This is a genomic window from Streptomyces sp. NPDC001157 (assembly GCF_053598255.1).
In genome coordinates this window covers 47,224-60,769 of the sequence record NZ_JBSFJW010000034.1, presented here as the reverse complement: position 1 = coordinate 60,769, position 13,546 = coordinate 47,224, and the positions used below count along the sequence as shown (strand labels likewise).

8 protein-coding genes, 1 tRNA gene and 1 pseudogene are annotated in these 13,546 nt (G+C 69.7%); 8 read left to right on the top strand and 2 right to left on the bottom strand.

What is annotated here, in order from left to right:
* From ACWDAG_RS38345 to ACWDAG_RS38325, 5 genes and pseudogenes are all read left to right on the top strand, one after another.
* Window positions 1–444, top strand: a pseudogene (locus ACWDAG_RS38345) (DEAD/DEAH box helicase); the annotation flags it as partial.
* Between the two features lie 232 nt (window positions 445–676).
* Window positions 677–2,797, top strand: a complete 2,121-nt coding sequence (locus ACWDAG_RS38340; protein WP_450700185.1) for an FG-GAP repeat domain-containing protein — start codon at window positions 677–679, stop codon at window positions 2,795–2,797.
* 8 nt (window positions 2,798–2,805) lie between these two features.
* Window positions 2,806–5,931 (top strand): FG-GAP-like repeat-containing protein, encoded by a 3,126-nt coding sequence (locus ACWDAG_RS38335; RefSeq protein ID WP_450700184.1) that lies wholly within the window; start codon window positions 2,806–2,808, stop codon window positions 5,929–5,931.
* A gap of 48 nt (window positions 5,932–5,979) precedes the next feature.
* Complete coding sequence (locus tag ACWDAG_RS38330) at window positions 5,980–7,527, top strand: amino acid permease (RefSeq protein ID WP_450700183.1); 1,548 nt, start codon at window positions 5,980–5,982, stop codon at window positions 7,525–7,527.
* A 100-nt stretch (window positions 7,528–7,627) separates the two neighbouring features.
* Window positions 7,628–7,700: transfer RNA gene (locus tag ACWDAG_RS38325), tRNA-Lys, on the top strand.
* Between the two features lie 34 nt (window positions 7,701–7,734).
* Here the strand turns inward: ACWDAG_RS38325 and ACWDAG_RS38320 are convergent.
* Together ACWDAG_RS38320 and ACWDAG_RS38315 are read right to left on the bottom strand one after the other, a co-directional pair.
* Window positions 7,735–9,372, bottom strand: coding sequence for a site-specific integrase (locus tag ACWDAG_RS38320; protein WP_450700182.1), 1,638 nt, complete (start codon window positions 9,370–9,372; stop codon window positions 7,735–7,737).
* The gene (locus ACWDAG_RS38315) at window positions 9,369–10,052 is read right to left on the bottom strand and encodes a helix-turn-helix domain-containing protein (protein WP_450700181.1); all 684 of its coding nucleotides are present in this window, start codon (window positions 10,050–10,052) and stop codon (window positions 9,369–9,371) included. Before ACWDAG_RS38315 ends, ACWDAG_RS38320 begins: the two co-directional genes overlap by 4 nt.
* Window positions 10,053–10,146: 94 nt before the next feature.
* On the opposite strand from ACWDAG_RS38315, the gene ACWDAG_RS38310 reads away from it, so the two are divergent.
* The 3 genes from ACWDAG_RS38310 (at window position 10,147) to ACWDAG_RS38300 (ending at window position 13,238) form a co-directional block, all read left to right on the top strand.
* Window positions 10,147–10,377 carry a hypothetical protein gene (locus tag ACWDAG_RS38310; RefSeq protein ID WP_450700212.1) on the top strand — a complete coding sequence of 77 codons (231 nt, stop codon included), beginning with the start codon at window positions 10,147–10,149 and terminating at the stop codon, window positions 10,375–10,377.
* A 215-nt stretch (window positions 10,378–10,592) separates the two neighbouring features.
* Window positions 10,593–11,882 carry a DUF3631 domain-containing protein gene (locus tag ACWDAG_RS38305; RefSeq protein WP_450700180.1) on the top strand — a complete coding sequence of 430 codons (1,290 nt, stop codon included), beginning with the start codon at window positions 10,593–10,595 and terminating at the stop codon, window positions 11,880–11,882.
* Window positions 11,883–12,401: 519 nt separating this feature from the next.
* The gene (locus tag ACWDAG_RS38300) at window positions 12,402–13,238 is read left to right on the top strand and encodes a DUF2637 domain-containing protein (protein ID WP_450700179.1); all 837 of its coding nucleotides are present in this window, start codon (window positions 12,402–12,404) and stop codon (window positions 13,236–13,238) included.
* Window positions 13,239–13,546: the final 308 nt, after the last annotated feature.

Sequence of the window (13,546 nt, the reverse complement as noted above, 5' to 3'; positions counted from 1 at the left end):
CGTCGGGACGACCGTGGTGGCCGTTCCTTCGAGCGTCGTGACGACCGTGGTGGCCGTGGGTTCGAGCGTCGGGACAACGACCGTGGCGGCTTCCGTCGCGATGACCGTCGGGACGACCGTGGTGGCCGTTCCTTCGAGCGTCGTGACGACCGTGGTGGCCGTGGGTTCGAGCGTCGGGACAACGACCGTGGCGGCTTCCGCCGTGACGACCGCCCGGCCGGCCGTTCCTTCGAGCGCCGTGACGAGCGCGGTGGGCACCGTGGCAGCGACCGTCCCTTCAACCGGGACCGTCAGGGCGACCGCCCGGGCTTCCGCTCCGGCGGCCACGAGCGCCCCTACGGCCGCCGTGACGACCACCGTGGCACCGGAGGCGGCTCCTCCTCCTCCTCCTCCTCCTCCTTCGGCCGCCGCGACGACAAGCCGCGCTGGAAGCGCAACGGCTGACGCCGAGTGAGCTGAGAGAAGGGCCCGTACGACTTCGGTCGTACGGGCCCTTCCGGTGTTTCGGGCCCGGGTGCGGCGGCGCAGAAACTGCTTTCTCGGGGCCCGGAATCCTCTATCGCAACCCGTGTGACGGTTGTTAACATCCCATCGCTTGCGTGGCGGATCGTGGCCGAGGGGGATTTCGACGAGGCCTGTCGCCGCGCCTTTTCTGACTTCCCTGGGGAGGGACCCTTTGACCCGGCATGCCCGGATCGCTCTCACGCTCGTCAGCCTGGCCGCCCTGGGCGCCGGCTCACTGACCACCGCGGGCCCCGCCGCCGCGGACACCACCCCGACGCCGATCACCACCGACGGCGTCTGGGGCATCGACTACGCGGGCGGCTTTCTGACCAGCGTGGAGAACACGCCGAGCGGTTACCAGTGGGTGGTCGGGCGGCGGATCTCCGCCGACGGTTCCACGGTGCTGGACAAGACGTACCGTGGCTTCGCCTCGACGTACGGCGACGGTGAGCATGTCCAGCGGGTGCCGTGCGACGCCGGTGCGGAGGGCTGCGTTCCGATGCGCACCTTCGGCAACACCTACCTCGGCACGTTCATGGAGACCTCGGCGGGCAAGCAGGTGGCGCAGATCCACCTGACCGAGAACTCGCTGAGCGGCACGGACGAGCCGACGGTCACCGGCGGCCGTTTCGTCGACGCCACCGGCCGTTACTTCGTCTACCAGGCGACCTCCACCGGCAAGCAGTACGTCGACGCGGTGGCGCCCTACCGCACCGCCGACGTCCGGCTGACCCGTGCCGTCACGGCCGCCTCGGTGTGGGGTTCGGCGCTGTGGACGCCGGGCTCGGGCAACGGGGTCGTCACGCAGTACGACCTGGAGAGCAAGAAGACGGTCGCGACCGTCTCCACCGGGGCGCCCTGCACGGTCAAGGAGCTTCAGGTCGTCGGCCGTTGGATCTACTGGAACTGCGGTCCGACGGGCGCCGCGGGCGTGTACGACCGTACGGCGAAGAAGAACATCACCGTCCCCTCCGGGCCGGCGCTCGTCGGTGACGGCTACCTCGTCCGGCACGACCGTGCCGCCGGGAAGCTGAAACTCACGGACTACCACTCCGGTACGGCCGCAGCCGCGCGCGAGATCGCCGACCTGCCAGCCGGGAACACCGCCGACCAGCGGCGGCTGACCTGGACAGTGGACAAGTTCGGCGGCGACATCGCGTACGTCGGTCAGGACCACTCGATCCGGATCGTGCAGAGCGGGGTGCCCGCTCAGTCGCTGGCGAAGATCGAGTCGGACGTGGACGGCGACGCGGTGGACGTCAAGGGCCTCAACGGCGTCGAATACTGGGGCAGTTACTGGCAGTGGAACAAGCCGGCGAACTGGACCTTCACGGTGAAGGACCAGCAGGGGCGCACCGAGCGCACCATCACCGGCAGCGGCGCGCAGGCCGACGTGGACTGGGACCTGAAGTCCGACTCGGGCGCCTATCTCACCAACGGCCCCAAGACCTGGACGCTGAAGGCGGTCGCCGAGGACGGCGCCGGCACATACGGCACGGGCGGCTCGCTGGGGTACAACGGCGGCCTCCAGGGCTTCCACGACCAGGGCGGCTACAGCTACGGCGAGCTCGTCACCCTCGACTCCTCCGGCAGCCTGAGCCTCCAGTACACCAGGGGCAAGGGCACCTTCGACTTCAAGCGCTCCGGCTCGGGCTGGCCCGCCGGCACGGTCGCCGTCCCCTTCGGCGACATGGGCAAGGACCGCTGCGCCGAGATGCTGGTCCGCATGCCGAACGGCGAACTGCGGCGCTACGCGGGCCGATGCGGGGAGCCGTACACGCCGTCGAACAGCCACACCTCGCTCGGCACCGGCTGGAACGCGTACAACGTGCTCACCTCGCCCGGCGATCTGACCGGTGACGGGCGGGCCGACCTGCTGGCCCGCAAGGCCTCGACCGGTGATGTCTACCTGTTCGCCGACGACGGGGCGGGCAAGCTCAAGGCGGGCGTCAGGATCCGCAGTTGGGGGACGTACAAGAAGATCGTCGGCGCCGGCGACCTGAACGGCGACGGCTTCGGGGACGTGCTGGTGCAGGACGGTGCCGGGACGCTGTGGCGCTACGACGGCACCGCGAGCGGCCAGGTGAAGGAGCGGGTCAAGGTCTTCTCCGACTGGGGGACCTCGTACAACGTGATCGTCGGCGTCGGCGACATCACCGGGGACGGCAGGAACGACCTGGTGGAGCGGGACACGGCGGGCAATCTCTACCGCAACAACGGAGACGGCAAGGGGTCGTTCGGGGCGCGCACCCGGATCGCGACCGGCTGGCAGGGCTACAGGGGGATCTTCTGATGCGGCACATGATCCGGACGGGGGCCGCGGTCGGCGTCCTGGCGCTGGGGCTCGGGCTCACCCCGCTGCTCGCCGCGCCGGCCGTGGCGGACTCCCCGGGGCAGCTCGACATCACGCCCAACTGGCGTGCCGTGCCCCGCGAGGACTCACTGGGCTCCTTCGGCGCGACCGGGTTCGTGCACTCGCCGGAGGACGCGGACCCGGGCTTCGGGCAGGAGTTCCAGTGGACCCGGTTCGACACCGGCGAGACGACGACCCTGCTCGGCTACGGCAACAACGAGGACGCCGGCTTCGCGGAGTTCGGCGTCGAGTCGGACTACGTGGCTCACCACTACCTGGGCTGGATCGACATCGCGAACATGGCGGACGGCACCACGCACCGCTTCGACGTGCCCTACGGTTCCGGCGACGTCTTCAGTGGCCTGCTCGGCTCCACCGTGCTGGTGGAGGACTTCACGGACAACGACCTGAACACCGTGGACAGCTGGTATCTGCTGCCCGCGGACAACCCGGTCGTCGACGCCAAGGTCACCGTCACCGGCTGGCCCGAGGGCACCGACCTGAAGCAGGTGCGGCTGGTCGCGGGTGACGCGCGGGAGGCCGTCGTACGGTTCGCGACCTCGGCCGGGGACGCGGAGAACGGCCGGTACGACCGGCTCGGCCTGATCGACCTGAAGACCGGGCAGCTGCGCACGCTCGCCGCGAACACCGGCTGGAGCCCGTATGTCGCGCTCGCCGGGGACCAACTGCTGTGGATCGATCCCGACCGCGTGGCACATGTGCGCTCGCGCACCGACCTGGACGCACCCGAGCGGACCTTCCCGGTCCCCTCCGACCTGGACCTCTCGAAGATCGGGCTGCTCGACGGCTGGCTGCTGGCCTTCACCCGGGCCGACGGCACGGACGCGGCGCTGAAGCGGAGCCTGGTCGCCCTCTCGTTCGGGCAGGAGCGGCGGACCCTGTTGGAGAAGGCCGACAAGGAGGCCGTGCAGACCCCGGGCGGCGGTGTCGCGGTGATCGGCGGGACCTCGTCGGCGGACTGGTACCTGCAGAAGGCGACCCTCGACGCGGACGGGCTGCCGCAGCTGACGAAGGTGCGGCGGATCGCCCCCGTCGCGGCCGGCGTGGACGCCATCGCGCTGAGCGCGGGCACCCTCTCCACGGTGGAGAAGGAGGGCCCGCAGGGCGCCGGCTTCTACAACCGCACCCTCAGCCCCGCCCAGGCGCCCGCCTCCGCCTCCGACCCGGTGTGGGTGGGACGCGAGAGCGGACGGTCGTACGACTACACGGTCTGCGGGCAGATGCCGTGCACCCAGCTGTTCAACAGCGGGGACGGGCGCAGCGTCTATCAGGTCCGCAACTACCAGTCGAGCCCTGCCCAGGTCGAGATCGTCGGCCGGCGCGGACCCGACCGGGCGGACCGGGCCCTGACCGGGGACTTCGACGGGCGGCTGACCGATTCCTTCGGGCGGTACGCCGTCTACCAGAGCGGTCGGCCGACCGGGCCGGGGTACCCGGTGGAGGACGGGAAGACGATCGTCGTCGACCTGGACACCGGCTCGGTCGTCGACCAGCGGGCGGAGACCGGCGCGACCGTGTGGGGCAGCACGCTCTACACGGGTACGGCGACGGCGGGCACGGTCGCCCGCAAGGACCTCGCCACCGGCAAGGACACCGGGACCCTCGACACGGGCGCGCCCTGCGTCCCGGTCGAGCTGCAGAGCGCCGGGCCGTGGCTGTACTGGACGTGCCCGCAGTTCCAACAGCACGGCGTGGTGAACGTGGACACCGGCGCCAAGATCGCGCTGCCGGCCGGCCGGGGCGGTCTGCTCGGCGACGGCTACTTCGTCAACCAGCGCTACACCAGCTCGAATCTGCGCCTGACGGACTTCCACAGCGGCACCGCCGTCACCCGGGACCTGGGCATCCCCATGTCGACCGACGGCAGCGACAGCCGCCGCCGCACCTGGGCGGTGGACCGCTTCGGCGGTGGTATCGCCTACGTCGACAAGGAGAACGTCGTCCACGTCCTTGCCAGCGGGGTGCCCGCCTCGCCGCTGACCGCGGCCGTGGCCACCACACCGGCCTCCTTCAAGGCGCCGGCCGGCTGGCGGGCGTCCTGGCAGCTGTCCAAGCCGGCCGCCTCCTGGAAGCTGACACTGAAGTCCCCGGCGGGCGCCACCGTGCGCACGCTCACCGGCGGTGAGGCCCGGGGGACGCTCACGGCCGTCTGGGACGGCAGGACCACGGCGGGCGGCTACGCGCCGAACGGCACGTACACCTGGACGCTCACCGCCCAGCCCGCCGACGGCCAGGGCGTACCCCTGACCCGGACCGGGAAGGCCGCCCTGCGCGACGGTGCCGCCGTGCGCCACGACCACGTCGTCGGCGACGGCATCGGCGACCTGCTCACCCTCGACTCCTCCGGCACGCTCACCTTCCAACAGGGCGACGGCAAGGGCGGCTTCGCCGGGAAAGTGTCCGGCGGCGGCTGGTCCACCAAGGCGGTGGCCGTGCCGTTCGGCGACCTGAACGGGGATCGCTGCAACGACGTGCTGGTGCGGATGGCGGACGGCTCGCTGCGCGGTTACAAGCCCAAGTGCGGTCAGGCGCCGACGCCTTCGACGCCGTACACGAAACTGGGCACCGGCTGGAACGCGTACAACGTGCTCACCTCTCCCGGCGATCTCACCGGCGACGGCCGGGACGACCTGCTGGCGCGCAAGGCGTCCACCGGGGACGTCTACCTCTTCGCGGCGAGGAGCGACGGGACGCTCGCGGCCGGCCGGAAGATCCGCACCAAGTGGACCGGCTATACGAAGATCGTGGGTGCCGGGGATCTGACCGGCGACGGCATCGGTGATGTGCTGGCGCGGGACGAGGCGGGCACCTTGTGGCGCTACGACGGGACCGGCACCGGGCTTCTGAAGGAGCGGGTAAAGGTCTCGGCCGGCTGGGGAGCCTCGTACAACGCGGTCGTCGGCGTCGGCGACCTCACCGGTGACGGGAAGAACGACCTGGTCGTACGGGACACCGCGGGCCGCCTCTACCGCTACGGCGGCAAGGGCAATGGTTCCTTCGGCGGGCGGACGCAGATCGCGTCCGGCTGGCAGAACTACAAGGGTATTTTCTAGCCAAGTTGTGACGTGTGTCACGCCCCCGGGGTGGGAATCGCTGGGGGCATGACAGATGACGCGATAGAGAGTGGGCTGTCGGACGAGGAACGGCTTGCCCAGCTCGGTTACACCCAGGTCCTCGCCCGCCGGATGTCGGCGTTCTCCAACTACGCCGTCTCCTTCACGATCATCTCCGTCCTGTCGGGCTGCCTGACCCTCTACCTCTTCGGGATGAACACGGGCGGCCCCGCCGTGATCACCTGGGGCTGGGTGGCCGTCGGCCTGATGACGCTGTTCGTCGGCCTGTCGATGGCCGAGATCTGCTCGGCCTACCCGACCTCGGCGGGCCTGTACTTCTGGGCCCACCGTCTGGCGCCCCCGCGTTCGGCCGCGGCCTGGGCCTGGTTCACGGGCTGGTTCAACGTGCTGGGCCAGGTGGCGGTGACGGCGGGCATCGACTTCGGCGCGGCGTCCTTCCTCGGCGCCTACCTGAACCTGCAGTTCGACTTCAAGGTGACGCCGGGCCGGACGGTGCTGCTCTTCGCCGGGATCCTGGTGCTGCACGGCCTGCTGAACACCTTCGGCGTGAAGATCGTCGCGCTCCTCAACGACATCAGCGTGTGGTGGCACGTGCTCGGCGTCGGTGTCATCGTCGGCGCGCTGGCCTTCGTACCGGACCATCACCAGTCGGCGTCCTTCGTGTTCACGAAGTTCGTGAACAACACGGGCTGGGGCAGCGGTGTGTACGTCGTGCTCCTGGGCCTGCTGATGGCGCAGTACACCTTCACCGGCTACGACGCCTCCGCCCATATGACGGAGGAGACGCACGACGCGTCGACAGCGGGCCCGAAGGGCATCGTCCAGTCCATCTGGACGTCGTGGATCGCGGGCTTCGTCCTGCTGCTGGGCTTCACCTTCGCCATCCAGTCCTACGACAAGGAGCTGGCCTCGCCCACGGGGGCGCCGCCGGCCCAGATCCTGCTCGACGCCCTGGGCGCCACGGCGGGCAAGCTGCTGCTCCTGGTCGTCATCGGCGCGCAGCTGTTCTGCGGAATGGCGTCGGTGACGGCCAACAGCCGCATGATCTACGCCTTTTCACGCGACGGGGCGCTGCCCTTCTCGCGCGTGTGGCACACGGTGAGCCCGCGGACCCGGACGCCCGTGGCCGCCGTGTGGCTGGCGGCGGCCGGGGCGCTCGTGCTGGGCCTGCCGTATCTGATCAACTACACGGCCTACGCGGCGGTGACGTCCGTCGCCGTCATCGGCCTCTACATCGCGTACGTCATCCCGACGCTGCTGCGGCTCGGCAAGGGCGACGCCTTCGAACGCGGGCCGTGGCACCTGGGCCGCTGGTCACGCCCGATCGGCATCGTCTCGGTCGTCTGGGTGGGCGTCATCACGGTCCTCTTCATGCTGCCCCAGGTCTCACCGGTCACCTGGGAGAGCTTCAACTACGCCCCGGTCGCCGTCCTGGTCGTCCTCGGCTTCGCGGCGGCGTGGTGGGGTGCGTCGGCCCGGCACTGGTTCCTCAACCCGGACCACGAGCGCACACTCGCCAGGGAGGCATCACGCGCGGCGGCCTCCGGCGGTGCTCCCGAAAAGGTCGATCCCTGACACTCCGGCCGGATCTTCTCCTCCGGACACGGCCGTGTCCCCGATACCCGATCGGAGACACGGCCGTGTCCGGCTATGCTCGGGGAGGCAACATCGCCAGGGGCCCTTAGCTCAATTGGCAGAGCAGTGGACTTTTAATCCATTGGTTGTGGGTTCGAGTCCCACAGGGCCTACCGGTGGCGGGGGAGGGAAACAGCCTCTGACCTGCTACGCAGCGCCTGGGTCGGCTTCGGTCGGGTCGGGCGCTGCTTCGTTTTCGAGCCACTGCGTGAGCGATGCGTGAGCGGATGCGCTCGTGGCCTGCGGATTGGGCGCTGCTTGGGCGGACGAATCAGCAGCCGCCGGACGCGACCTGGGGATCAGCTTCGCTGCCTTCTCGGCGATTTCGCGGTCCAGTTCAGGGAGCAGGCTCGTGTACGTGTCCGAGGTCAGCGTGATCGTGGAGTGCCGCAGCGTCTCTTTCACCGTGTGGATGTCGCCGCCGCCTCCGTGCGTGAGCGTTGCGGCGACGTGGCGCAGGTCCCGCAGGGTGATGGGCGGCAGGTCGGTCGTGGCGAGGATGCGGCGGAAGGTCTCGGAGAGCGTCTCCGGGTGGAGCCAGGAGCCGTCCTCCTTGGTGAACACCTTGCCGGTGTCCCGCCAGGCGGTGCCCCACTTGGCGCGCTCCTTCTCCTGGCGGGCCTTGTGGTCTCGTAGGACGGCGATGTTCATGCCGTCGAGCGCGATGGTGTTGGCGCTGCCGTCCGTCTTCAGCTCGGACTCGTAGGGGTCCCAGCCGTCGACCACGATCTCCTTGGCGGGGGTGATGAGGCCGGCGTCGAGGTCGATCTCGTGCCAGTCCTGGCCGACGGCTTCGCCTCGACGGAGACCGCGGGTGCCCATGAGGTGGAAGACCGCGTAGAGCCGGTCACCCTCGGCCGCGTCGAGGAAGGCGCCGAACTGCTGGGGCGTCCACACCATGACGGGGCCGGGGATCTCGCCCGTTTCGCGCCAGCGCCGGACTCGCTCGTCCGTCCACAGGAGGGGCTTCGGGCGCCTGCCGGACTCCAACTCGACGTGGGACGCCGGGTTGAAGGTGATGAGCTGCTGGGCGATCGCCGAGTTCAGGGCCGCGCGCAGGGTGCGGCGGATCGCCTGGCGGGTGGCCGGTCCGGTGATCTTGCGGAACGGCTTCATCTCGTCCAGCTTGGCTCGTTCGGCCGCGAGCAGCTTCCGCTCGGCTCCTACGGGGCGGCCGGGCTTGCTCGGCTTGCAGCGGGCGATCTGCTCGCGGCGGGCCTCGTTCTCGGCCGCGATCACCTCGTTCTCGTCGGCTATCGCGTCGAACATCTCCACCAGGTGGCCGACGTTGAGGCGGTCGAGGCGCACGTGGCCTATGCGCGGCTTCAGGTGGACGCGGATGTGGGAGGCGTAGCCGTTCAGCGTGGTCTTGCGGCGCTTCTTCGCGGCGAACCACTGGTCGAGCCACTCGCCGACGGTGAGGCTGCCGCGGAGGGCGAGGCCCGCCCTCAGGCGGCGCCGAGTCTCGTCGATAGCGGGCAGCGGGGCCTTCTCGACCGCGACTTCCTCCAGCATGGTGACGAGGCGCTGGAGGCTGTCCGGATCGTCCTTGTCTGCCAGGGCGAGCAGGGAACGGACGTGGTCGAGGTCCGCCTGAGCATCCTTCAGGGACTCATAGCCGGTGCGGCTGAAGGAGCGACGGGTGCCGTCTTCTCCGGGCGGCAACTCCTGGCGTATGGAGTGGTAGCCGTGCTTGCGGCTGGTGAGCTTGGGGCAGCTCTTGCCGAGCGGTTTGCCGGTCTTGGGGTCGCGGCAGTAGCAGCGGCGGTGGGTGGAACCCTTCAAAGATCGTTCTCCTCGGTGGTGCTGTCGATGGGTGGGTCGACGTCGGCTAGTTCGGGCGGCAGGTAGGGGAGCAGGCCGTGGTCGCGGCGGATGAAGGAGCGGGCTACGCGAAGGCGTTGCTTGGCCTGGTCGATGCGCTCCAGGCAGGTGGCCTGGTCTCGCAGGGCCTCCGCCCGCTCCGCTGCACTGGTTGCGTGCTCGACGGCGTATTGCGCGTAGCTTTCGCTGGCCATCGCGGCCTGCGCTTCGCCGAGGGCCTGAATGTGCTCGCGCTGGTAGCGGAGCATGTCGCGGTCGGCGAGGGAGCCGCTGTCCTGGGCGATGAACCAAACCATGGCCTCCCACGGAGCGATTCGGTGCTCGTACGGGAGCCGCTGGACCTCGGCGACGTAACCGATCGGGTAGATGAGGCAGATCGGGTTCGTGCGCAATGCCCTGGCCAGGACCATGACGTCGACCAGGGGCAGGTTGGCGCGGCGGCCGGATTCCATATTGGCGATGACGTTGCGGGGGATCGAGTGACCCATCTCCTCGCACCGGTCGGCGAGGTCCTGGGCGCTCATGCGTAGCTCCTTCCTTCGGCGTCTGACTTCGGTGGCCACGGTGGCCATGACGTGGTCGACCCACTCGGGGACGTCGTCCTCGTCGTCGTATCCAGCATCAGAATCGTGTTGTGTCATGAAGACACATTAGCTTCGCCATCCTTGATTTAGTGGCCTGGAGCCGGACGTGATCAGCACGTTCGCCGAGGGCTCAGTCATGGATGGAGTGCGTATGCGCGAAAACGGCCCCGCCGAGCGGGCGAAGGGCATGAGCAGGGAGGAGCTGCTGCGACTGCCAGTGTCCGTTGACCTGGAGACCAGCAATCGCGCCTTGGGACTGGGGCGGAGCAAGGGGTACGAGCTGGCCAAGCGCGGCCAGTACCCCTGCAAGGTGCTCCGGCTGGGCAACGCTTATCGAGTCGTGACCGCCGACCTGCTGAACCTACTGGGCTTGGCCGCGTGAGGGGGCGACTCGGTAGCAGACAGTTCTGCGCTGAGCTGACACAGAATCGCTGGACTGTGCCAAGGCGTGGACGTACTGTCCGTGTTCCCTCGCGGAACGAAGGGAGCCCCCGGCGGCGCAACGCCGGAGGCTCCAGCAACCCCGAACGGCCCTGGAAGAACCAACCCGGCGGCAAGGGCGCGCAAGCCCGCCACCGCCAGACGAGGAGCTGCCCTGTGCAACATGCGGGAGCCGACCCCTATTCCAACTCCAACGAGCCTTCGTGGCCGCCGGTCGCCGTCCCCGGCCAGCCCGGCCACCACGCCGGCGAAGCGCCTACGTCGGCCAACGACGGTGCGCCGGGCCCCACTTCGGCGGACATATCCGCCGAGGAGGTGGTGCCGGATCCGGAGCCGACCGCCGGCTCGGCGCTGCTGGACGAACTGCGTGCCCAGATAGCGCGGTTCGTGATCCTGCCCTCGTCAGAGGCACTGGACGCGGTCACGCTGTGGGTGGCGGCGACGCATCTGCAGCCCGCCTGGCAGCACGCACCGCGTCTGGCGGTGGTGGGTCCGGCGAAGCGGTGCGGCAAGTCGCGGCTGCTGGACGTGCTGACCGAGACGGTCCACGAACCGATGCTCACCATCAACACCACGCCTGCGGCGATTTTCCGCTCCATCACCGAGGAAAACCCGCCGACGCTGCTGGTGGACGAGGCGGACACCATCTTCGGCAGTCCGAAGGTGGCGGAGAAGAACGAGGAGATGCGCGGCCTGCTGAACGCCGGCCACCAGCGCAACCGCTACGTGACCCGGGTCGTCGGCAACGACCACACCCCACACCGCTTCGCCACCTTCGCCATGGCGGCGATCGCGGGGATCGGCGACCTGCCCGACACGATCATGGACCGGGCGATCGTGATCCGCATGCGCCGCCGGGCTGAGGGCGAGAGCGTCAAGCCGTTCCGCTCCCGTCGCGATACCCCGGCTCTGCACGACCTGCGTGACCGGATCGCCGCGTGGGCCAGGCCGCTGCTGGACGAGGCGGCGAACTTGGAGCCGGCGATGCCGGTGGAGGACCGCGCTGCGGACACCTGGGAGCCCTTGGTGATCGTCGCCGACCTGGCAGGCGGTGCGTGGCCCCGTCTGGCGCGTGCGGCGTGTGCGCGGATGGTCGCCGCCGAAGCGGCGGCCGAGGAGGATCACCCCAGCGGTGCCCGCATCCTCGCCGACATCCGCCGGATCTTCGCGGGCCGGGGCGAGCCCGAGAGCCTGTCCACCGAGGAACTTCTCTACCTCCTCCGCCAGGACGTAGAAAGCCCGTGGGCAGAGTGGGGGCGCAACGGGCTGACAGCCCGTGATCTCGGCGCGATGCTCCGCGAGTACGGCATCAAGTCCGGCAACGTCCGCGTGGCTGACGGAACGCAGCGCAAGGGGTACATGCGCAACAAGTTCCTCGACGCCTGGCGCCGGTACTGCCCCGCCGTCCACCCCGTCGACGCCGACACCACTCGCGGCGAGGGCTGAGCCCGGCGCCCCTGGTTGCCGTACTTGCCGTCCTTGCCGTGATCTCGCAGGTCACACGGCCTACAGGCAAGACGGCAACCGGGGCCAAGACGGAAACGCGATCATCAATCGCGCCTCTGCCGCCAAGCCGCCGTCCGTATCCGTCTTGCGCCGTCCACCGCCGTCCTGCCGTATCACCGCAGGTCGCAGCGCTGCCTCTCGGGACGGAAGACGCAACGCCACCGTCCCGACCGCGGGCACGGCCACACCGACACCAGGCCCGCCAGGACATCCCGCGCTTGTTCCGTCTCGGAACAAGACGCCGACAGAGCCTGCCGGGACGGAGGGCCGAGGGGGTTGCCGTACCCCCTGTGACCTGCGCCTGCAACGGCCAAGACGGCAAAGACGCACCACACCACTACCCCAGGAGTATCCCGCTTGAGGATCCCGCTCATATCTCGTCGCCGAGACCGCCCGCCGCTGGACGACCATCCTGGTCAGGAGCAACCAGCGAAGACGAAGCTCACTGCGGAGCAGTACGTGCTCCGAACGGCCGGCGTCGTCATCGTGGCCCTTACGGCCGGTGCGTTCTGGCTCTCCTACGCGCACCTGGCCGAGGTCGCCGCTCAGCACGGACTCCGTGACTCGCCGACCCGCCGATGGGCGTGGCCCGCGACGCTGGACGCGTTCATCGTCGCGGGCGAGCTCCTCATGCTCCGTGCGGGCCTGCGCCGCGTCACTGACAAATGGGCCATCGGCGTCACCGTCATCGGATCATTCGGCTCCATCGGGCTCAACGTGGCCGGGGTGACCGGCACTCGCCAAGTCGGCAGTGTTCCGTTGCTCGACTACGTGGTCGCCGCGGTTCCTCCCGCCGCCGCGATGGTGGCCTTCGGTGTGCTGATGCGGCAGATCCACGAGCTCGTTGCGCAGCCTGTCGACCACTCGGCCCCCGATTCAGCGCAGGTGCCGGAAGCACCCGCCGCCACTTCCGTCCAGCCCGCCGAGGCGCCGGCCATCGCGGTCGGCCAGTCCGGCGAGGTTCCGGTCGAGTACGTCCGGCCTGCGGGTCTGCTGGTTGAGCCTGGCCAGACCACTGAGCCGTCGGCCGCCGTATCCGTCCAGTCGCCGGAATCGCCCGCCGACGCTGCAGCGGGCAAGCTGCGCGGTGGCCGTCCGCCCGGCGCCCCGCTCCAGGTACTCGTGGAGATCGGCCGGGCTGCTGCCGCTGAGCAGGGCAAGCTCACCCGGGCCGTCGTCCGGACGGCAGTTGAGGACAAAGGGCTGACGATCGGCAGCAAGCGGCTGACCGAGGTGATGAATGTCCTCCGGGCCGAACTCGAAGCAGCAGCCGAGACCGATCGGCCCGGCGACTGACCGGAACCGCTGTCGGGTGACCGGAACCCTTCCGGTCACCCGGCCTGCCGTACCGCCCCCCAAAGAATCGCGTGATCGTCCACACCTGTGGATGGGGCGGCAGCCGTCCGAATTCCATCCGATCTCCGCCGTGACCCGTACACCCTCCCCACCCCTCTCCGGAGAACCGTCCATGACGCACGACCCGCTCGACCCCGAGAACGCCCCCGACGAGCTGCCGCAGCTGACGAAGTCGCCTACGTTGATGGACCGTTGGCGCCGCGCGTTTGGACGACCTGCCCCGGGCGGAGCCAGTAGTACCCCGAGTC

Coding starts and splice junctions, on each gene's coding strand:
- ACWDAG_RS38335 (WP_450700184.1), top strand. CDS start 2,806: ATGATCCGGACGGGGGCCGCGGTCGGCGTCCTGGCGCTGGGGCTCGGG.
- ACWDAG_RS38330 (WP_450700183.1), top strand. CDS start 5,980: ATGACAGATGACGCGATAGAGAGTGGGCTGTCGGACGAGGAACGGCTT.
- ACWDAG_RS38315 (WP_450700181.1), bottom strand. CDS start 10,052: ATGACACAACACGATTCTGATGCTGGATACGACGACGAGGACGACGTC.
- ACWDAG_RS38310 (WP_450700212.1), top strand. CDS start 10,147: ATGCGCGAAAACGGCCCCGCCGAGCGGGCGAAGGGCATGAGCAGGGAG.